Source organism: Micromonospora sp. WMMD723 (assembly GCF_049863385.1).
Lineage (GTDB): Bacteria > Actinomycetota > Actinomycetes > Mycobacteriales > Micromonosporaceae > Micromonospora > Micromonospora wenchangensis.
In genome coordinates this window covers 5,247,269-5,265,450 of the sequence record NZ_JBMKNR010000001.1, presented here as the reverse complement: position 1 = coordinate 5,265,450, position 18,182 = coordinate 5,247,269, and the positions used below count along the sequence as shown (strand labels likewise).

17 protein-coding genes and 1 pseudogene are annotated in these 18,182 nt (G+C 74.8%); 6 read left to right on the top strand and 12 right to left on the bottom strand.

What is annotated here, in order from left to right; all coding sequences use genetic code 11:
- Positions 1 to 33 precede the first annotated feature (33 nt).
- Complete coding sequence (locus ACN261_RS22820) at positions 34 to 1,137, top strand: LacI family DNA-binding transcriptional regulator (RefSeq protein ID WP_421481695.1); 1,104 nt, start codon at positions 34 to 36, stop codon at positions 1,135 to 1,137.
- Between the two features lie 107 nt (positions 1,138 to 1,244).
- Here the strand turns inward: ACN261_RS22820 and ACN261_RS22815 are convergent, their stop codons facing one another.
- From ACN261_RS22815 to ACN261_RS22795, 5 genes and pseudogenes are all read right to left on the bottom strand, one after another.
- Positions 1,245 to 2,471, bottom strand: coding sequence for a glycosyltransferase (locus ACN261_RS22815; protein WP_421481694.1), 1,227 nt, complete (start codon positions 2,469 to 2,471; stop codon positions 1,245 to 1,247).
- A complete protein-coding gene (locus ACN261_RS22810; protein WP_425852045.1) occupies positions 2,468 to 4,930 on the bottom strand; it encodes a glycosyltransferase family 39 protein in 2,463 nt (820 codons plus the stop codon). The genes ACN261_RS22815 and ACN261_RS22810 overlap by 4 nt, the downstream gene beginning before the upstream one ends.
- A 131-nt stretch (positions 4,931 to 5,061) precedes the next feature.
- A pseudogene (locus tag ACN261_RS22805) lies at positions 5,062 to 6,507 on the bottom strand (HAMP domain-containing sensor histidine kinase); the annotation flags it as partial.
- Between the two features lie 52 nt (positions 6,508 to 6,559).
- Positions 6,560 to 7,306, bottom strand: coding sequence for a response regulator transcription factor (locus tag ACN261_RS22800; protein ID WP_204924579.1), 747 nt, complete (start codon positions 7,304 to 7,306; stop codon positions 6,560 to 6,562).
- A gap of 154 nt (positions 7,307 to 7,460) precedes the next feature.
- Positions 7,461 to 7,694: a hypothetical protein gene (locus tag ACN261_RS22795; RefSeq protein ID WP_421481692.1), complete on the bottom strand. Its 234-nt coding sequence runs from the start codon at positions 7,692 to 7,694 to the stop codon at positions 7,461 to 7,463.
- A gap of 213 nt (positions 7,695 to 7,907) precedes the next feature.
- On the opposite strand from ACN261_RS22795, the gene ACN261_RS22790 reads away from it, so the two are divergent.
- The 3 genes from ACN261_RS22790 (at position 7,908) to ACN261_RS22780 (ending at position 10,472) form a co-directional block, all read left to right on the top strand.
- On the top strand, positions 7,908 to 8,858 hold the full coding sequence (locus ACN261_RS22790; protein ID WP_421481691.1) for a serine/threonine-protein kinase: 951 nt from the start codon (positions 7,908 to 7,910) through the stop codon (positions 8,856 to 8,858).
- 80 nt (positions 8,859 to 8,938) lie between these two features.
- Positions 8,939 to 9,364 (top strand): OsmC family protein, encoded by a 426-nt coding sequence (locus tag ACN261_RS22785; protein WP_204924582.1) that lies wholly within the window; start codon positions 8,939 to 8,941, stop codon positions 9,362 to 9,364.
- A gap of 274 nt (positions 9,365 to 9,638) precedes the next feature.
- Positions 9,639 to 10,472, top strand: a complete 834-nt coding sequence (locus ACN261_RS22780; RefSeq protein ID WP_425852042.1) for a hypothetical protein — start codon at positions 9,639 to 9,641, stop codon at positions 10,470 to 10,472.
- A 55-nt stretch (positions 10,473 to 10,527) separates the two neighbouring features.
- On the opposite strand, the gene ACN261_RS22775 is transcribed toward ACN261_RS22780, so the two are convergent.
- From ACN261_RS22775 to ACN261_RS22755, 5 genes are all read right to left on the bottom strand, one after another.
- Positions 10,528 to 11,055, bottom strand: coding sequence for an ATPase (locus ACN261_RS22775; protein WP_425852040.1), 528 nt, complete (start codon positions 11,053 to 11,055; stop codon positions 10,528 to 10,530).
- Positions 11,056 to 11,225: 170 nt separating this feature from the next.
- Positions 11,226 to 11,672: a response regulator gene (locus ACN261_RS22770; protein WP_088645276.1), complete on the bottom strand. Its 447-nt coding sequence runs from the start codon at positions 11,670 to 11,672 to the stop codon at positions 11,226 to 11,228.
- A 128-nt stretch (positions 11,673 to 11,800) separates the two neighbouring features.
- Positions 11,801 to 12,106: an STAS domain-containing protein gene (locus ACN261_RS22765; RefSeq protein WP_421481688.1), complete on the bottom strand. Its 306-nt coding sequence runs from the start codon at positions 12,104 to 12,106 to the stop codon at positions 11,801 to 11,803.
- Positions 12,107 to 12,233: 127 nt separating this feature from the next.
- Positions 12,234 to 13,271, bottom strand: coding sequence for a cobalamin B12-binding domain-containing protein (locus tag ACN261_RS22760; RefSeq protein ID WP_421481687.1), 1,038 nt, complete (start codon positions 13,269 to 13,271; stop codon positions 12,234 to 12,236).
- Positions 13,268 to 15,055, bottom strand: a complete 1,788-nt coding sequence (locus ACN261_RS22755; RefSeq protein WP_425852037.1) for a SpoIIE family protein phosphatase — start codon at positions 15,053 to 15,055, stop codon at positions 13,268 to 13,270. The genes ACN261_RS22760 and ACN261_RS22755 overlap by 4 nt, the downstream gene beginning before the upstream one ends.
- A gap of 211 nt (positions 15,056 to 15,266) precedes the next feature.
- On the opposite strand from ACN261_RS22755, the gene ACN261_RS22750 reads away from it, so the two are divergent.
- Both ACN261_RS22750 and ACN261_RS22745 read left to right on the top strand, forming a co-directional pair.
- A complete protein-coding gene (locus tag ACN261_RS22750) occupies positions 15,267 to 15,653 on the top strand; it encodes an STAS domain-containing protein (protein ID WP_421481685.1) in 387 nt (128 codons plus the stop codon).
- Between the two features lie 79 nt (positions 15,654 to 15,732).
- A complete protein-coding gene (locus ACN261_RS22745) occupies positions 15,733 to 16,089 on the top strand; it encodes an STAS domain-containing protein (protein WP_421481684.1) in 357 nt (118 codons plus the stop codon).
- Between the two features lie 80 nt (positions 16,090 to 16,169).
- Here ACN261_RS22745 and ACN261_RS22740 read toward each other — a convergent pair whose 3' ends face one another.
- Both ACN261_RS22740 and ACN261_RS22735 read right to left on the bottom strand, forming a co-directional pair.
- On the bottom strand, positions 16,170 to 16,505 hold the full coding sequence (locus tag ACN261_RS22740) for a hypothetical protein (RefSeq protein ID WP_421481683.1): 336 nt from the start codon (positions 16,503 to 16,505) through the stop codon (positions 16,170 to 16,172).
- A 165-nt stretch (positions 16,506 to 16,670) separates the two neighbouring features.
- Complete coding sequence (locus tag ACN261_RS22735) at positions 16,671 to 17,972, bottom strand: NAD(P)/FAD-dependent oxidoreductase (RefSeq protein ID WP_421481682.1); 1,302 nt, start codon at positions 17,970 to 17,972, stop codon at positions 16,671 to 16,673.
- Positions 17,973 to 18,182: the final 210 nt, after the last annotated feature.

Sequence of the window (18,182 nt, the reverse complement as noted above, 5' to 3'; positions counted from 1 at the left end):
GGGTACGGGTACCGGTCCGGCACGGGAGGCACAGTGAACAAGCGGGTGACCCTGCGCGACGTCGCCGGCCACACCGGGGTGCACGTCTCCACGGTCTCCCGGGTGCTGCGCGGCGACGACGTCCGGGTCGCCCCGGCGACCGCGGCCCGGATCGTGGCCGCCGCCCGGGAGCTGGGTTTCCACCGGGACCGTTGGGCGGCGAGCCTGCGCAGCGGCAAGACCGGGGTGATCGGCGTGCTGGTCCCCCGGATCACCGACATCGTGCTGGCCACCGTCTTCGAGGGCATCGACGCCGCCGCTGCCGCCGCCGGCTACCAGGCGGTGGTCAGCAGCAGCTGGGACGACGACGAGGCACGGGCGCTGCGCATCCAGCGGTTGATCGGGGAACGGGTGGACGGGCTGATCATCGGTGACGCCCGCCGCAACGATCCGATGCTGGCCCGGCTGGCCGCCGACGGGGTGCCGTTCGTGCTGGTCAGTCGGGCCTCGCGGGGTTTCCCGTCGGTGACCGGCCGGGACCGCCTCGGTGGTCGGCTCGCCGCCGAGCACCTGATCGACGTGGGCTGCCGGCGGCTGGCGGTGATCGCCGGTCCCGGGCACGCCAGCACCGCCGCCGACCGGGTCGCGGGCTTCCTCGCCGCGGCGAAGGCCCGGGGCGTGCCGGTCGACCCCCGGTGGGTCGCACCGTCCACCTTCGACGTCGCCGGTGGGGCCTCGGCGATGGCCGGGCTGCTGGACACCGGCCGTCCCGACGGGGTCTTCGCGGTGAACGACTTCGCCGCGATCGGGGCGATGGGCACCCTGCGTGACCACGGCCTGCGGGTCGGTCGGGAGGTGGCGGTGGTCGGGTACAACGACATCGACGTGGACGCCCAGCTCCTGGTGCCGCTCACCTCGATCCGTACCCCGCTGCGGGACATGGGCTCGCAGGCGCTGCACGCCCTGCTCACCCTGCTCGGCTCGGGCAGCACCACGTCGGTACGGCTGGACCCGGAACTGATCGTCCGGGCGACCACCGCCGACTTCTCCCCCGGGGTCACGGAGGCGGTGGCGCGGACCGTCGCGCTGCCGGAGGTGCCCCACGGGGAACACCTACGAGGGCATTCCGCAGGCGCGGCGGTCACCCCGGTGAACTGACGCCCGCTCGGCCGACCCGGTCCTCCGGGCCCCACGCCGTACGGCCCACGCCGGCTGCCCGGCGGTGCGCGGGGCCCGGAGGTGGCCACGCGCCACCGCCCGGCCGGTCAGGCCCGGCGGTGGTGCATCGCCAGGCGCAGCAGCAGGAACCGCAGCGCCGTCGCGGCCAGGTTCGCGACCACCAGCACGGCCAGTTCGACCGGCCGGGCCGGGGTGCCGACCGCGTGCAGGGCGGCGAGCGCTCCGCTGGTCAACGCCAGACCGAGGGCGAAGGCGAGCAACCCCTGCAGGTGGTGCCGGCCGGCGGCCCGCCGGCCGGTGATGCCGAAGGTGAGCCGACGGTTCGCCGCCGTGTTGCCCACCGCCGTCACCAGCAGCGCCAGCAGGTTCGCCGGTTGCGCGCCGAGCATCCCCCGGGTTGCCACGAACAGCACCAGGTACGCCACCGTGCTGACCACGCCGACCAGGGCGAACCGGGCCAACTGACCGGGCAGCCCGGCCGGCACCCGCGCCGGTGCGGCGGCCAGCGGCGCCCGGCCCCACTGGGCGCGCAGCGCGGCCAGCGGCAACGCCCCGGTGACCAGGGCCCGCCCCAGCCGGCCGATGCCGCGCAGGTCGGCCAGGGCGGTGGCCACGATGTCGACCCGGCTGTCCGGATCGTCGACCCAGTCCACCGGCACCTCGTGGATACGCAGTCCGGCGCGCTGGGCGAGCACCAGCAGCTCGGTGTCGAAGAACCAACCGGTGTCCTGCACCAGCGGCAGCAGCTCCCGGGCCACGTCGGCGCGGATCGCCTTGAAGCCGCACTGCGCGTCGGAGAACCGGGCGGCGAGAGCGCCGCGTAGCAGCAGGTTGTAGGCCCGGGAGATCACCTCCCGTTTGGCGCCCCGCACCACCCGGGAGGTCCGGGCCAGCCGGGTGCCGATGGCGAGGTCCGAGTGGCCGGAGATGAGCGGGGCGACCAGCGGCAGCAACGCGGCCAGGTCGGTCGACAGGTCCACGTCCATGTACGCCAGCACCGGGGCGTCCGACGCCGACCAGGCGACCCGCAGCGCCCGGCCGCGTCCCTTGGCGCTCAGGTGCCGTACCTCGACGTGCGGGAGTTCGGCGGCGAGCGCCTCGGCCACGGCGAGGGTGCCGTCGACGCTGGCGTTGTCCGCCACGGTGATCCGGAACGGGTACGGGAAGTGCGCACTGAGGTGCTGGTGCAGCCGACGTACGCAGGGACCGAGGTCGGCCTCCTCGTTGTAGACCGGCACCACCACGTCGAGCACGGCGGTCGGGGTGCCGGTCCGGGTCTGTACGGCGGGCCGGGGGCTGCCGGTCGTGGTCATCCCTGTGCCTCCTGTCCGGCGCTGGTCAGGTCGTAGACGGTGACCCCGTCGACGGTCTGCGCGGTGAAGTTCTCGGTGACCCAGGTGGCGATCTCCTGGGAGGCGGAGCTGCCGCCGTTGGCCCGGAAACCGCCCCCGCCGACGAAGTAGTGGATCTTCCCGGCGGCCACGTACTCCTGGAACCGGGCCAGCGTGGGTGACGGATCGCTGCCGTTGAAGCCGCCGACCGCCATCACCGGCCGGCCGGTGGCGAGCTGGTAGCCGGAGGCGTTGTTGGAGCCGACGGTCGCCGCCACCCAGGTGTAGTCGTCGGCGTCGGCCGTCAGCAGCGCCTTCAGCGCGGCGCTCGGCTCCCGGGAGTCGAGCAGGCCGCCCATCCCGCCGGCCATGCGCCCCTGGCCACCCCCGGTGCGCCCACCGTCCTGACCGGTGCCACCGTCCTGACCGGTGCCACCGTCCTGACCGGTGCCACCGTCCTGACCGGTGCCACCGTTCTGACCGGTGCCGTCGGGGAAGCCGGGGAACTGGCCGGTGCCACCGTTGGCGGTACCGCCGGGGAAGCCGGGGAACTGGCCGTTCTGGCCGGTGCCGCCGTCCCGGTTGCCGCCCGGGAAGCCGCCACCACCGGGGAAACCGCCGCCACCGGGGAACTCCATGCCGCCGCCCATCCGGCCGCCGGGCCCGCCACGACCCGGCCCGAAGCCGCCCTGCACGGCCGGGCCGGCGCTCGGGATGGACCCGGTGTGCGGGGTGCCGGCGGTCTGCGCCGCGTACGCCGCCGGGCCGGCCAGCGCGGCCGACGCGCCGAGCGCCAGCACCACCGGCACCAGTCGCCGGGGCAGCCGCCGGGCGAGCAGGATCAGCACCGCCACGGCGAGCCCGGCGACCAGCACCACCGACCGTAGCCAGGGCTGGAAGTCGACGCTGCGGCCGAGCAGCCGCCAGGACCACCAGGCGGTCACCGCCAGGGTGACGGCCAGGGCGACGGTGGCGAACCACCCCCGCCACCGCAGGGACCGGCCGCCACCGGTCGCCGACGCGGGCGCGGGGTCGACACCGGAAGCCGGCCCGGTGGTGGCCGTGGGGTCGGCAGCGGGGCCCGTCCCGGCGTCGATACCCGGGGCGGCGATCGGCCCGGCGGGCACCGCGGAACCGGTGACCCGGGCGACGGGTGCCGCTGCGGCCCGGCGTTCCCGCCAGAGCAGGACGGTGCCGATGCCGACCAACGCGCCGACCGCCGGCGCCAGGGCCACCGTGTAGTAGGCGTGGAAGATGCCGGACATGAAGCTGAAGATCAGCCCGGTGACCAGCAGCCAGCCGCCCCACAGCAGCAGCCCGGCGCGACGGTGGTCGGTGCGCGCCGCCCGGCCGGCCAGCACCAGGCCGGCGACGAGCAGGATCAGCGCGGCCGGCAGCAGCCAGGAGATCTGGCCGCCGACCTCGGTGTCGAACATCCGCAGCCAGCCGGTCTGCCCGGAGAACGGCCCACCGCCGCCGCCCATCCGGGCACCACCGCCGACGCTGCCCTCCTCGTCACCGGTGATCCGGCCGAGGCCGTTGTAGCCGAGGGTCAGCTCCAGGATGCTGTTGGTCTGCGACCCGCCGACGTACGGCCGGGCGCTGGCCGGGACCAGTTCCACGGTGGCCACCCACCAGCCGGCGGCGACGACCAGCCCCAGGCCGGCCAGCAGCAACTGCCGGATCCGTCGCCAGAAGCCGGTCGGCGCGGCCAGCAGGTAGACCCCGGCGAAGACCGGGACCACCAGGAACGCCTGGAGCATCTTGGTGAGGAAGCCGAAGCCGACCAGCACCCCGACCAGCACGATCCACCGGGTGCCGGCCGTCTCCACCGCCCGCACGGTGGCGTAGGCCCCGAGCACCAGCAGCAGCACCAGCAGCGCGTCCGGGTTGTTGAACCGGAACATCAGGGTGGCGACCGGGGTGAGCGCCAGGACCGTCCCGGCGATCAGCCCGGCGGCCGGGCCGTACCAGCGGCGGACGGTGGCGTACAGGACGCCGACCGAGGCGACGCCGAGCAACGCCTGCGGCACCAGGATCGCCCAGCTGTTCAGCCCGAAGATGCGTACCGACAGGGCCATCAGCCACAGCGCGGCCGGCGTCTTGTCGACGGTGATCGAGTTGGCCGCGTCGGAGGAGCCGTAGAAGAACGCCTTCCAGCTCTCGGAGCCGGCCTGCACCGCCGCCGAGTAGAACGAGTTCGCCCAGCCGGACTCCCCCAGACCCCACAGGTAGAGCAGACCGGTGCCGAGCAGCAGCACGGCCAGCGCGGGCCTGACCCAGCGCGGGTCGCGGCGGGACGCGTCGCCGCCGTCCGGGTGGGCCGCCGCCGAGCGGTCCGGCGGTGCGGTCGCGGCGGCGGGCGGACCCGACGGGGGTGCGGTCGCGGTGTCGTCCGGTGGGGTGGCCGGCGTCCTCAGCAGGCTCTCGGTTCTGTCCATGCGGCAAGCCTCGAACAGCGGGTTGGGGCCGCCCCGTGACCGAGCTATGCGTGAGCTGTGGAATCCGGCGGCGGCGACGCGACCGGTTGCGGGGGCGCGGGCGCGGCGCTGTCCGGGGGCGTCGGGGTGGCCGGCAGCCGGACGGTGAAGACCGTGCGGCCCGGTCGGCTCTCCAGCTCGACGCCGCCGTGGTGGGCCTCCACCACGGCGGCCACGATGGCCAGGCCGAGGCCGGTGCTGCCGTGCTGCCGGGACCGGGAGCTGTCGCCCCGGGCGAACCGTTCGAAGACCTCGTCGCGCAGCTCCGGGGGCACCCCGGGGCCGTCGTCGGTGACGCTGAGTTCCACCGCACCGGGCACCTGGGTGATGCGGGTGGTGACGGTGGTTCCGGGCGGGGTGTGCACCCGCGCGTTGGCGAGCAGGTTCGCCACCACCTGGTGCAGCCGGACGGCGTCGCCGGGCACCTCCACCGCCTCGTCGGGCAGGTCGAGCTGCCAGCGGTGTCCGTCGCCGGCCACGTGCGCGTCGCTGACCGCGTCGACCACCAGGGCGGTCAGGTCGACCGGCCCGGTGGCCAGCGGCCGTCCGGAGTCCAGCCGGGCCAGCAGCAGCAGGTCGTCGACGAGGCTGGTCATCCGGGTGCTGGCGGATTCGACCCGGCGCAGCGCGTGGGCCACGTCCGGGGGCACCCGGTCGCGGCCCCGCCGGGCCACCTCGGCGTAGCCCCGGATCGCGGCCAGCGGGGTACGCAGCTCGTGCGAGGCGTCGGCGACGAACTGGCGTACCCGGGTCTCGCTGGCCTGCCGGGCGGCGAGCGCGGCGGCGACGTGGCCCAGCATCCGGTTCAGCGCCGCGCCCACCTGCCCCACCTCGGTGCGCGGGTCGGTGTCGACGGCGGGCACCCGCACCGACAGCGCCACCTCGCCCCGGTCCAGGGGCAGTTCGGCGACCCGCCCGGCGGTGGCCGCGACCCGGTGCAGCGGGCGCAGCGTGGCCCGGACGATCAGCGCGCCCAGGCTGCCCGCGACGAGCAGGCCGGCGGTGGCGACGCCGGCCTGGGCGACGACCATCCACCAGACGGTCTCCTGCACGGAACGCAGCGGGATGGCGAAGACCAGGGTGTCGCCGCCGGGAACCCGGCGGGCCACCGCCCGGTAGTCGCCGCGCTCGCCGAGGTCGACGGTGTGCGGCCTGCTGTCGGCGGGTAACGCGGCCAGCGGGGCGACGTCGGCGGCGGTGAGCGCCTCGGTCGCGCCGGAGGCGCTGCGGATGCGGGCCGACGACTGCTCCTGCGGGATGATCCGCATCCCGATCGAGCCGACCGGGTACGTCGGTGGCGGGTCGGGTTGCCCCTGCCGGCCGGCGGTCTGGTCGAGGGGGCGGGGCTGGCCCGGGGTCCGGTCCCAGGGCAGCCGGGTGTCGAAGCGGCGGTTGTCCCCGACGAGTTGGGTGTCGACCTGGGTGATCAGGAAGTGCCGCAGCGCGACGGTGGTCAGCCCGCCGATGCCGATGCTGACCACCGCCAGCAGCGCGACCACGGTGAGCACCAGCCGGCGACGCAGCGACCAGCCCGCCAACCGGTGACGCCGCTGGCCGCCGGCCAGCCGGCGGCGGAGGCGACCGACCGGGTCACGGCGCGGGCTTGAGGACATAGCCGGCGCCGCGCAGGGTGTGGATCATCGGCGCGCGTCCCACGTCGATCTTCTTGCGCAGGTACGAGATGTACAGCTCGACCACGTTGGCCTGCCCGCCGAAGTCGTAGTTCCACACCCGGTCGAGGATCTGCGCCTTGCTGAGCACCCGGCGCGGGTTGCGCATCAGGTAGCGCAGCAGTTCGAACTCGGTGGCGGTCAGGGTGATCAGGTCGTCGCCCCGGCGTACCTCGTGGCTGTCCTCGTCGAGGGTGAGGTCGCCGACGGTGAGCACGGCCTCCTCCCGGGCGGTCACCGCGAAGCCGGTACGCCGCAGCAGGGCGCGCAGCCGGGCGATGACCTCCTCCAGGCTGAACGGCTTGGTGACGTAGTCGTCGCCGCCGACGGTGAGCCCGGCGATCCGTTCCTCGACCGCGTCGCGGGCGGTCAGGAAGAGCACCGGCACGGTCGGGGTCTGCTCGCGCAGCCGGCGCAGCACCTGGAAGCCGTCCAGGTCGGGGAGCATCACGTCGAGCACCACGGCGTCGGGCTGGAACTGGCGGGCCGCGCTCAGCGCCGCCATTCCGTTGCCCGCGCTGCGCACCTGCCACCCCTCGTAGCGCAGCGCCATCGACAGCAGGTCGGTCAGGGTGGGTTCGTCGTCGACCACGAGTACCCGGACGGGTTCGCCGTCGGGGCGGCGCAACTCGATCCGGTGCGGTGCGGTCTGCCCCTCGGTCACCATGCCCCCATCGTGGGACCGGTTACTGGCGCTGCCCTGTGCCCATCCTGTGCGCCCGCTGTGCGCGCGGCCCCGCTCGACCGTACCGGGCCGGGCGGCGTCGGGGGGCGGTTCCCCGGATCGCGCCCGACCACCGACGGGCCGGTTCGGCGTGCGGCTACTGGCTCATGCCGGTCGGGTAGGTGTGCACGAAGGACATCGTCCAGTGGTCGTCGCCGGCCGGCTGGTCCCGCTGGTAGAGGTGGTCGGGGCCGCCCCCGCCGGGAGCCGGTGGGGCGTCCGGGTGGCGCAGCACCCAGCGGACGGGCGGCGCCCCCGCCGGGTCGGCCGGCAGGACACGGACCAGGTCGTGGGCCGGCCCACCGACGAAGCGTACGGTCACCTCGCCCATCGGGGCCTCCCTCCGGCGGCCGGCGGTCGCGGGCCACTGACGGCAAGCTACCGCACCCGGGGCCGGGTCGGGGTGGCTCGACCGGGTCCACCGGAGTGGGACCGGGCCCGCTGGGCGGGGCGGGCACGGTTTGCCCAGCGCAGCGGCCGGGTACCGGCTCGACAGCGCCATCGCCACCCCGGCGACGCGGTCGGCGTGGACAGGAGCGGGTCGATGAGGACGCTGGCCGGGCGTTACCAGCTCGAACAGCGCATCGGCATGGGTGGGATGTCGGAGGTCTGGCGGGCCCACGACATCGTCCTGGACCGGCCGGTCGCGGTGAAGCTGATGTCCCCCGCCCACCGGGGGGAGCAGACCTCGGTCGAGCGGATCAGGGCCGAGGCCCGCTCCGCCGCCCGGCTGGTGCACCCCAACGTCGCCGGCGTCCACGACTTCGGCACCTCGACGACCCTGCCCGGCCGGGAGATGCCGTACATCGTGATGGAGCTGGTGGAGGGCGAGACCCTCGCCGCGCACCTGCGGGCCGGGCCGTTGGACTGGCGGATCGCGGTCCGGGTCTGCGCCGAGGTGGCCGCCGCACTCGCCGCGGCGCACGCCCACGGGATCGTGCACCGCGACGTCAAACCGGCCAACGTGATGCTCACCCCGTCGGGGGCGAAGGTGCTCGACTTCGGTATCGCGACCCCGGCCGGCGCACCCGACCACAGCCCGGAGGGCATGCTGGTGGGGACTCCGGCGTACCTGGCCCCGGAGCAGTTCGACAGGCAGCCGGCCACCCCCGCCGCCGACATGTACGCCGTCGGTGTCCTGCTCTACTACTGCCTCACCGCACGGCTGCCGTACGCGGCGGGGACCACCGCCACCCAGCTGGTCGGGTCCCGCCGGAAGATCACGCCGGAGCCGTTGCCGCCGGTCGCGGGACTCCCGCCCGAGGTGGCCGACCTGTGCCGACGCTGTCTCGCCGACGACCCGCGCGAGCGGCCCAGCAGTCTGGTGGCGGCGCTGGAGCTGGCGGAGGTGGTCGACGCCCGGGTCTACGTGCCGATGCTGGCCTCGGTGCCCCGGCCCCGCACCGCACCGGTGTCGCCGTGGACCGAACGGGCGGCCGCCGAGGAGACCGAGGCGGTGGCGTTGCACGACTGGTCCCGGACCGGACCGGTCTGATCCCGGGCGTCGGCGCGCCGGGCCGGGCGTTTCACCCGTTCGTGGCCGGGAACCCGGCCGACGGATGAGGGGGGAACGCGATGCCGGATCCGAGTTCCTGGCTGCACGAGGCCAGCGCGACCGCCACGGGCGGGCACGTACGCACCGACGACGGTGGGCTCTCCACCGCGCTGGCGTCACCGCTCGCGCCGCACTGCACCGGGTTGACCCCGGAGCAACTGCTCGCCGCCGCCTTCGCCTCCTGCCTGCACCACGCGGCGGTCGAGGCGGCCGGGGAGATCACCGACGAGGCGCACACGGTGCAGGTGACCGCCGAGGCGAAGCTCGGGCGCGACGACGACGGCCGGTACCGGGCCGACGTGCACGCCAGCATCTCGTCGGCCGGGTTGAGCCGGGAGCAGTTGGCCGAACTGGTCGCGTACGCCGACCGGCTGTGGCCGTTCTCCAGTGACGACAGCAGCCGGCACCGGCTGACGGTGAGCGCGGCCGAGAACGGCCGACACTGAGCCGTCGACGGCCCGCCGCGTCCGGGGGAGGCGACCCGAGCCGTCCCGGCGGGGTCGCCTCCGCCGTTCGGTCGAGCCTCGACCGACGTCCCGCGACTCCCGCTGCCCGTCCTATTCATCATGGCAAGAGGGGTATAGCCGACAAAAGCGCCGTGTACGGTTCACGGCTTTGAGAGACCGATACGGGGAATATCCGGGCGGATTCGGGCCGATTGTGGCGTAGGCCACCCATACCGCCGCCAGTTTCCCGCCGAAACCTCTCTAACCTCGTCGGGTGCACCCCGACGAGACCGCCGCGCAGCAGCCGGCCCGGAACCGCCCGGCCACCCGTTCGACCCCGGTGGCCTCGGACGAACGGAGGATCGGCCGGCACCGCGCGCCGGAACCACCCAGGCGGGGCATCGGTGCCGCGCTCGCCTCGACCCCCGCCCGGATCGCCCTCGCCGGTGGCGTGACCTGCTGCCTGGGGCTCGTCGCGCTGGCCGGGACCCACCGGGTCGACAGGCAACCCCGGCCGGTGCAGGAGGTGCTGGCCGACCGGGCCGCCGACGAGCAGCGGGCCTCCCGGGCCCGGGAGCGGACCGTCCTGCCGGCCAGCCCCCTGCCGGCCAGCCCCCGCCCGTCGGCCACCCCCGGCGCCGCCGGGCCGAAGCCGACGACGAAACCGGTCCGGCCCCGCCCGGTCGCCGGGCTCACCCGGGTGCAGATGGACAACGCCCAGGTGATCGTCGCGGTCGGCGTCGACCTGGGAGTGCCGCGCCGGGGGCTGGTGGTCGCCGTCGCCACCGCCATGCAGGAGAGCGACCTGCACAACCTCGCCAGCGACGTGCTGCCCGAGTCGTACGACCACCCGCACCAGGGCAGCGGCTCGGACCACGACTCGGTGGGCCTGTTCCAGCAGCGCCCGAGCAGCGGTTGGGGCACGGTGGCCCAGCTGATGCGCCCCGCCTACGCGGCGCGGGCGTTCTACTCCGCGCTGGCCGAGGTCCCCGGCTGGCGGCAGCTCAGCATCACCGCCGCCGCGCAGGCCGTGCAGATCTCCGCCTACCCCGGCGCGTACGCGCGGCACGAGGACCGGGCCGCCGCCGTGGTCGACGCGCTGCTCTGAACCGGCCCTGCCGCCACCGCGCGACGGGCGGCGGCGGACCGGCAGGGTCCCCGGGTCAGGCGACCCGGGTGCCCGGCTCGGGCTGGTCGACGGTCACCTCGTCGGTGCCGGTGGCGACCCGGGTGGCCGGGACACCCCCGGCGGCGGCGGTCGGGGTGTCGACCGGCACGGTCTCGACGGTCAGCCCGGTCAGGAGCTGGTCGACCCGGGCCGCCCGGTGCCGCCGTTCGTGCAGTGACGCCTCGAACTCGCGGCGGGCCTGCACCGCCTCGGCGTACACCCGCTCGCGCAACTGCCGGGCCTCCTCCCGGGCGGCGTCCAGCTCGGCGCGGGCCCGGGCCAGCAGCTCGTCGGCCGTACGCGGGGCCGCCGGCCGGGCCGCGCCCCGGTCGGCGTCGGCCCGCCGCCGGTCGACCATCGCCAGGAGCAGGGTGGTCTCCTGGCGGATCTGGTCCCACTCCCGCCCCGCGCCGGCGATCACCTCCGCCCGCGCGGCGAGCCGGGTCAACCGGACTCCGAGCTCGTCCAGGCAGGAATCGACCTGTCGCCGGTCGTAGCCGGACTCAACGACGGAGAACCTCATACGTGTCGCCCCCCCAGGAAGCTGGTACGTCTGTCCCAGCTCGATCCTCGCGGCAGCCGACGGCCCCCGGGGCGGTTCGAGAAAAATGTTCAGCAATTGCGGGGTGGGTCCCGGAGCCGACGACCGGGGCGGACCCGACGCGTCGGGGCGCGCCGGGACGCCCCGGGCGGTCAGGAACGCTTGGGCAGCACCACGACCCGGCCGAAGAACTCGTCGATGCGGCGCACCACGTCGTTGAAGTCGTCCAGGTCGATCGGCTTGGTGACGTAGGCGTTGGCCTGGAGGCTGTAGCTGCCCACGATGTCGGTGTCCGCGTTGGACGTGGTCAGCACCACGATCGGGATGGTGCGCAGGTCGTCGTCCTGCTTGACCTCGCCGAGCACCTGCCGGCCGTCCATCCGCGGCATGTTCAGGTCGAGCAGGATCACGTCGGGTCGGCGGGCGTCGACGTGCCGGCCCTCCTGCCGCAGGAACTCCATCGCCTCCTGACCGTCACCGACCACGTCGATGACCTTGGCGATGCCGGAGTCCGCCAGGGCTTCCTCGATCATCAGCACGTCACCCGGGTCGTCGTCGACCACCAGGATGCGGACGGGGTTCGTGGCGCCTCGGTCCATGGGTCCAACCTGTCTGTGTCGGCGAGCGGGGACGACGGTCTCGGTACCCCGTTGGCGGTATGACCGAACACGGTCACCCGCGGAGCGGGAAACCGCGCGGTCACCCGCTGGCGGGGAAATTTAGCCCATCACCGGGCCGACGGCGACCGCGGGTCGGCGGTGTCGGGCTGATAGCGCAGCACGTCGGCCAGGCCGGTGATCTGCAGGACCCGGTCCACCCGGCCGGTCGCCCCGTACAGCCGCAGCCAGCCACCCTGCGCGGCGGCGAGGTTGTCCCCACGGACGAACGCCGCGATGCCGGTGGAGTCGCAGAAGGTCAGCCCGGTGAGGTCGAGCAGCAGGTGCCGCTCGCCACCCGCGGCGAGCCGGTCGATCTCGGTGTTGAGTGCCCCGGCCGAGCTGAGGTCCAACTCGCCCGTGAGTCGCAGACACACGCCGCCACCGTCCCGCCCGGCATGCGTCACGCTGAAGGTCAACGTCGTCCCTCTCGCTCCCACCACAGGCAGACCCTTGCAGTGCAGCAAGTATACGCAGCGCTCCCCCGGTGGCCCGCGCGGCGCGTCAGTGCCGCACCCCGCCGGACGCGACGGTCGCCGCCGCCCCGAGCGCCAGGAACCGCCCCGCCCGGGGGAAGTCCCGCAGGACGCGCCCGTAGTGGCCCAGGGTGGCGGCGACCGCCCCGGCCGGCACCCCCCGGCTGGTCAGGATCGCCACCAGCCACGTCACGAAATCGGTGAACAGCTCCGCGTCGTCGACGTAGACGGCGGCGGCCAGGAAGTCCACCGTGTACCCCAGGTCCGCGGTGGTGGCGTCCCACTGCGCCGAGGTGTAATCCGCCACCGACGGCACCCGGGCCCGCAGGTCCGCCACCGCCGAGTCGATCAGCTCGCCGCGTCGCTTCACCAGGCTGGCGTACTCGTCGTCGGCGAGGTGGGACAGGTCCGCCGGGGGCACCCGGCGCAGCGCCCGCTCGTCGGCGACCAGGTCGGCCGCGCCCGGGGCGTCCGGGGCCCAGGCGACCCCGAGCCGCCGCGCCCACCGGCCGTCCACGCCGAACCCACGCCCGCCGACGACCACTGGCACGTCCGAACGCCGGCACGCCTCGACCATCCGGTGCGCCTGCGGCAACCGCATCGGCAGCGCGCAGGCCAACGCGACCGCGTGCGCGTCGTGCCGGTGCAGGTACGACACGAGGTGGGCGGCCGGCACGCTGGCGCCCAGGAACGTCACCTGCCAGCCGCGCAGCCGCAGCACCTCGGCGACCAGTCGGGGTGGCAGGGCGTGCCACTCACCGTCCATGCAGGCCACCACGATCCGCCCCCGGGTCGGCCGGGGGTCGGCGTACCCGGCGACCGCCGCCACCGCCCGTTCGCTGATGTGCGTCGCGGCGTGCTCCTGCGCCACGCTCCACTCGTTGCGGGCCCACCGCTCGCCGACCTCGGACTGGGCCGGGGCGACCAGGTCGAGCAGCACCCGTTCCGCCGGGACGCCGGCGTCGAGCAGCCCGGTGACCACCTCGATCGCGCCGTACTCGTCGGCCTCCTCCAGGCAGGCGAGGAAGTCACCGAAGGCCCGGTACGTGTCGGCCGGGGCGGTCATGATCGGGACGTCCTCTCCTCGGCCGGGTCCGGCACGGCCGGCACTGAGTGCAGGTGCCGCCGGGGGCGGCCACCGGGTCCGGTGGCCCGCAGGGCGAGCACCGCGATGTCGTCGTGGTCGCCGTGCGCCAGCCAGTCGCAGGTGACCTGCTCGACCCGCTCGGCGAGCGCCGGGGCGGGCATCCGGTGGCAGCCGGTGACGGCGTGGACCAGCCGGTCCTGCCCGAACTGCTCGTCGCCGCGCCGGCCGCCCCGGGCCTCGGTCACCCCGTCGCTGTAGAGCAGGCAGGTCTCCCCGACGGCCAGCCGGACGGTGACCTCGCCGATGCGCGGGTCGGGCACCACACCGATCAGCATCCCGCTCAGCGGCACCGTCTCCACCTCGCCGCCGTCGCGCAGCACCAGCGGCGGCAGGTGCCCGCCACCGGCCAGGGCCAGCGACAGGCCACCGTCGCGGTGCGGGCGCACCACCCCGAGCACCATGGTGGCGAAACGGCCCTGCCCGTGCGCCTGGGTGGTCTCCAGCAGGGCGTCGTTGAGCAGCTTCAGCAGCCGGCCGGGCCGGGACTCGACCCGGTAGAGCGCCTGGAGGCACTGGCGGAGCTGGCCGGTGAAGACCGCCGCCTCCACCCCCTTGCCGGAGACGTCGCCGAGGAAGAACACCGCACCGCCGTCGGCCAGCCGGTGCGCGCCGTAGAAGTCGCCACCGATGCGCAGGCTCGCCTGGGAGGGCCGGTACGCCGTGCCCCACTGCACCCCCGCCACACCTGCCGGTTCCCCCGGCACCAGGCTGGCCTGGAGGGTGTCGGCCACCTCGACCTGGTTGCGGTAGAGGACCGCGGTGGTGAGCGCCGCGCCGGCCCGGGCGGCGAAGGCCCGGACGAGGTCCACGTCGGCGTCGTCGTACCAGCGGGTCCGCCGGGCGACCAGGAGCACACCCGCCGGGGCGTCCCGGCCGGGCAGCGGGACCACCCGGGCGGTCACCTCGCGGGCGTTCAACCCCGGCAGCCAGCCGGCCTCGACCGCCTGGTCGACCAGCCAGTCCACCGCGTGCGGCTCCACCCCGGACAGCCCCTCGACGATGGCCGGAGGCAGCGCGGCGGCGGGCAGCACGCCGCTGTCCACCGTGGGTGACTCGTCGTCGACCCGGGTCGCCCGCCACCACCGGGCCCGCCCGGAGCGGGGGGCGAGCACCAGCACCGCCACCTCGGCCAGGGTGGGCACGGTGAGCCGGACCACTGCGGCGGCGGCCCGGTCCGGGTGCAGCGGGTTGCCCAGCTTCTCGCCGACCACGGCGAGGAAGGCCGACCGGGCCCGCTCGGCGAGCAGGGCGTCGGCCCGGGAGACGCTGTCGGTGACGTCCTCGACGTACAGACAGCTGCGGGAGCCGGACAGCGGCACCCGGCGGATGCGCAGTCGCCGGCCGTGGTGACCGAACCCGTCGGGCTCGACGGCGGCCCCGGTCAGCACGGCGAGACCGGCGGCGGCCAGGGGACGGCCGGGCGACACCTCGGGCAGCAGTCGCTCGGCCACCGGGCTGACGTGCCGGACCACCCCGTCGGCGTCGCAGACGACCAGGCCCTCCCGGAAGTGTTCGAGGACCTCGGACCAGGCCGGGTCGACCCGGTCCGGGTCGGGTCGGGCGGGATCGGGGCCGGCCCGGTCGGGGGCCAACGGCGGCAGGCCGGGGGGCGCGCCGACGGACCGCGCCGCAGCCCGACCGGCACTCGGCGTGGAGATCCGTCCGTCGCCCGGGTCGAAGCCCCTGACGTCGGCAGCACCCACCAGCTGAGCCCCACTCCCTTGTCGCCATCCGGCACATCCCGGATGTAGGCCGTATGTTCCAATCTGTTCCGCTCAGCCTACGCCGGAACGCGGGCACCGCCACCGCACGGCGTCCTGCGTGCGGTTGCGCACCCCTGCGGGCCCACCGGCGGGTTGTTACGATCCGGCGTAGTCCGGCCCGACCGTCGGCCCTGCGGAAAGGCGTGCTGTGGTGCCCCCTGGAAGGAAGACCGAGACCGCCCCGTTGACCCTGTCGGTGGACCACTCCGACCCTTCGGCGCCGATCCTGTCGGTCGGCGGTGAGCTGGCCTACGCCACCTCCCGCCCGGTGCGGGTGGAGGTCGACCGGCTGCTGGCGGAGCGCCCTGCCGTGGTCGTCTTCGACTTCTCCGGGCTGACCTTCATCGACAGCACCGGCCTGTCGGTCATCGTGCACGCCTGGCGGGAGGGGCAACGGGTCGGGACGCTGGTCCGGCTGCGGGCCGTACCCCGCTTCCTGACCACCATCCTCGACATGACCGGGGTCACCGGCCTGCTGGCCCGTCAGTTGCCGCAGCGGTCCACCCCCGCGCCGCAGCGCCCAGCCAGGTCCGCCTGAACCCGGCCGCCTGAACCCGGTCACCGGGTCGGCCGAACCCCGACGTTTCCCGATCATCTGTTGCTGGGAACATGGGGGCATGCGCCCGCAGCTGTTGACCATCGAGGTGACCCGGCTCGACGCCGGCACCGCCCGGCTGCGGCTCACCGGCGACCTCGACTTCGACACCGCCCCGGAGCTGATCGAGGCGGCGGCCGGGGTCCGCGCGGACGGCCACCGCACGCTGATCGTCGACCTGGGCGGGGTCGGTCTGTGCGACTCGTCGGGGCTGAGCGCGTTCGTGGTGCTCAGCCAGGGCGGGGCCGGTCCGGTCCGGTTGACCGGGGTCAGCACCCGGCTCCAGCAGTTGCTCGACCGCACCGGCCTGGCCGAGTTGCTGGCGGTGGAGGAACAGCCGGCGGCCGGGGCCGACGACGACGTCCGCGAGGTGGGCTGAGGCATCCGATCGGGGTGACCCCCGACCCTGGGACCAGGGGCCGGGGGCCGGGAGGAGGGCCCGGGCGGGGGTTCGCGCCGTCAGACGCTGACGACGGTCCCCTGCGTCTCGACGGCGGGCTGCCGGCGTGGCCCGGTCGACCGGGGCGCGGCGGACGACGGGGGTTCGGCGTCCGCCGGAGGACCCGAATCCGGCAGTTGGAACAGGTACCGGACGAATCCCCCGCCCGACTCGTTGTCCTCCGCGCCGGGCCACTGCCCGGCGCAGTCCATGCCCACCACCTCACGGCCCGATCCGTCGGCCTCCTCCACCAGGGCCCAGAGGCTCACCGGGTAGCACCTGGTCACCTCGGGGCCGACCTGCCAGCGGGAGTACCAGCCGGGACGGGCCGGGACGATCTCCACGATCCTCTTCATGACGACCTACCCTTCCGCGTTCCTCGGAAGACCTCCGGTCGTCCCGATGGTCCGTCCCGCGCGGGTGAGCACCCCTCACCCCGCGGGAGTGAAGCCGGGGGCAGGTCCGGGTGAAGCCGGGACGCAGGTCGTCACCGGCGCCCGCCCGTGTCCCCTGCCACCGGTTCAGCGGGTGTGCACCGGCACCTCGGGTGACGAACTCTCCAACGGCACGGCGTGGGCCGGAACCAGACCGAGCTGCGTCGCCGGGCGGGGCAGCGCGGCGTCGAGCACCCAGTCGGCGCTCACCCGCGCCCGGTTGCCGGGCATCGCCAGCAGGTGGTAGCCCCGGGTGACCGCCTTGGCGGCCAGCCCCGACAGCGACAGCTTCAGCGGGTTCGCCGCCGCGTCCCTTCCCCCCAGGTCGACCACCCAGCCCAGGTCGTGGTGCCGGTACGGGCGACGCCTGCCGTGCCCGTAGGAGGCGGCGATGTTGTGCGCCGCGAGCTTGCCCTGCCGTTGCGCGTGCTGGGCGGTCATCGTGCAGAGCTGCCCGGGGCGGGTCAGGTCCGGCACGGCGGCGGCGTCGCCGCAGGCGTACACCTCGGGGAAGCCGGGGACGTTGAGGTACTCGTCTACCACCAGCCGGCCCTTCTCGGTACGCAGGCCCAACTCGGCCACGAACGGGTCGGGGCGTACCCCGACGCACCAGGCCAGCGTGCAGGTCGGGACGTACTCGCCGTCGGTGAGGTGCACCCCGTCGGCGGTGGCCTCGGCGACCGAGGTGCCCATCCGCACGTCGACCCCCCGGCGGCGCAGCACCCGGTCGGCGGTGGCCGACATCCGCTCGTCCAGCTCCGGCAGCACCCGGGCGGCGACGTCCAGGAGCATCCACCGGGGCCGGACGGTCAACCGGGGGCGTTGGGCGTGCAGCGCGTCGGTGAACAGTTGCCCGTGCGCGGCGACCTCGGTGCCGGTGTAGCCCGCGCCCACCACGACGAAGGTGGCCCGGGCCTGCTGCTCGGCCGGGTCCTGCGCCTGCTCGGCCAGCTCGATCTGGCGGACCACGTGGTCGTGCAGGTAGACCGCCTCGGGCAGGCCCCGGAAACCGTGGGCGTACTCGGTCACGCCGGGGATGGGCAGCAGTTTGTTGACGCTGCCGACGCAGAGCACCAGCCGGTCGTATGCGAGCTGGCCCCGCTCCCCCTCCGGGTTGGTGAAACCGACCCAGCGGTGGCGCAGGTCGACCCGGTCGGCCTCGCCGACGACCACCCGGACGCCGGGCAGCGTGCCGGTCAGCGGGACCGAGATGCGGGTGGGTTCGACCACCCCGGCGGCCACCTCGGGCAACAGCGGCAGGTAGAGGAAGTAGTCGGTCGAGTTCAGCAGCACGATCTCGGCCCGTCCGCCGGCCAGCCGACGCAACGTCTTCGCCGCGTGGTAACCGGCGAAACCGGCGCCCACGATCACCACACGAGGTTTCGTCATGTCCGCTCCCTTCCCGGCGGTCAGCACGACAAACGTGTCGGGTCGCCCCGGCACCGCCGGGCCGGAGCGGGGCGGCGGACGAGGGCGCAGCGGGCCGTTTGATACATCAGTGACGGGCTCCCGACTGTAGTCACACCGGGTAGACGACACCGTTGCTTTAGGCGCGCCCTCCGCTCACGCTGAGTTTCTGTTCGACCACCACCAATCGGA

What these genes read in the sequence shown, in the direction of transcription:
- ACN261_RS22815 (WP_421481694.1), bottom strand. Translation starts at nt 2,471, where the DNA reads ATGACCACGACCGGCAGCCCCCGGCCCGCCGTACAGACCCGGACCGGC.
- ACN261_RS22810 (WP_425852045.1), bottom strand. Translation starts at nt 4,930, where the DNA reads ATGGACAGAACCGAGAGCCTGCTGAGGACGCCGGCCACCCCACCGGAC.
- ACN261_RS22800 (WP_204924579.1), bottom strand. Translation starts at nt 7,306, where the DNA reads ATGGTGACCGAGGGGCAGACCGCACCGCACCGGATCGAGTTGCGCCGC.
- ACN261_RS22795 (WP_421481692.1), bottom strand. Translation starts at nt 7,694, where the DNA reads ATGGGCGAGGTGACCGTACGCTTCGTCGGTGGGCCGGCCCACGACCTG.
- ACN261_RS22790 (WP_421481691.1), top strand. Translation starts at nt 7,908, where the DNA reads ATGAGGACGCTGGCCGGGCGTTACCAGCTCGAACAGCGCATCGGCATG.
- ACN261_RS22785 (WP_204924582.1), top strand. Translation starts at nt 8,939, where the DNA reads ATGCCGGATCCGAGTTCCTGGCTGCACGAGGCCAGCGCGACCGCCACG.
- ACN261_RS22775 (WP_425852040.1), bottom strand. Translation starts at nt 11,055, where the DNA reads ATGAGGTTCTCCGTCGTTGAGTCCGGCTACGACCGGCGACAGGTCGAT.
- ACN261_RS22770 (WP_088645276.1), bottom strand. Translation starts at nt 11,672, where the DNA reads ATGGACCGAGGCGCCACGAACCCCGTCCGCATCCTGGTGGTCGACGAC.
- ACN261_RS22760 (WP_421481687.1), bottom strand. Translation starts at nt 13,271, where the DNA reads ATGACCGCCCCGGCCGACACGTACCGGGCCTTCGGTGACTTCCTCGCC.
- ACN261_RS22745 (WP_421481684.1), top strand. Translation starts at nt 15,733, where the DNA reads ATGCGCCCGCAGCTGTTGACCATCGAGGTGACCCGGCTCGACGCCGGC.
- ACN261_RS22740 (WP_421481683.1), bottom strand. Translation starts at nt 16,505, where the DNA reads ATGAAGAGGATCGTGGAGATCGTCCCGGCCCGTCCCGGCTGGTACTCC.
- ACN261_RS22735 (WP_421481682.1), bottom strand. Translation starts at nt 17,972, where the DNA reads ATGACGAAACCTCGTGTGGTGATCGTGGGCGCCGGTTTCGCCGGTTAC.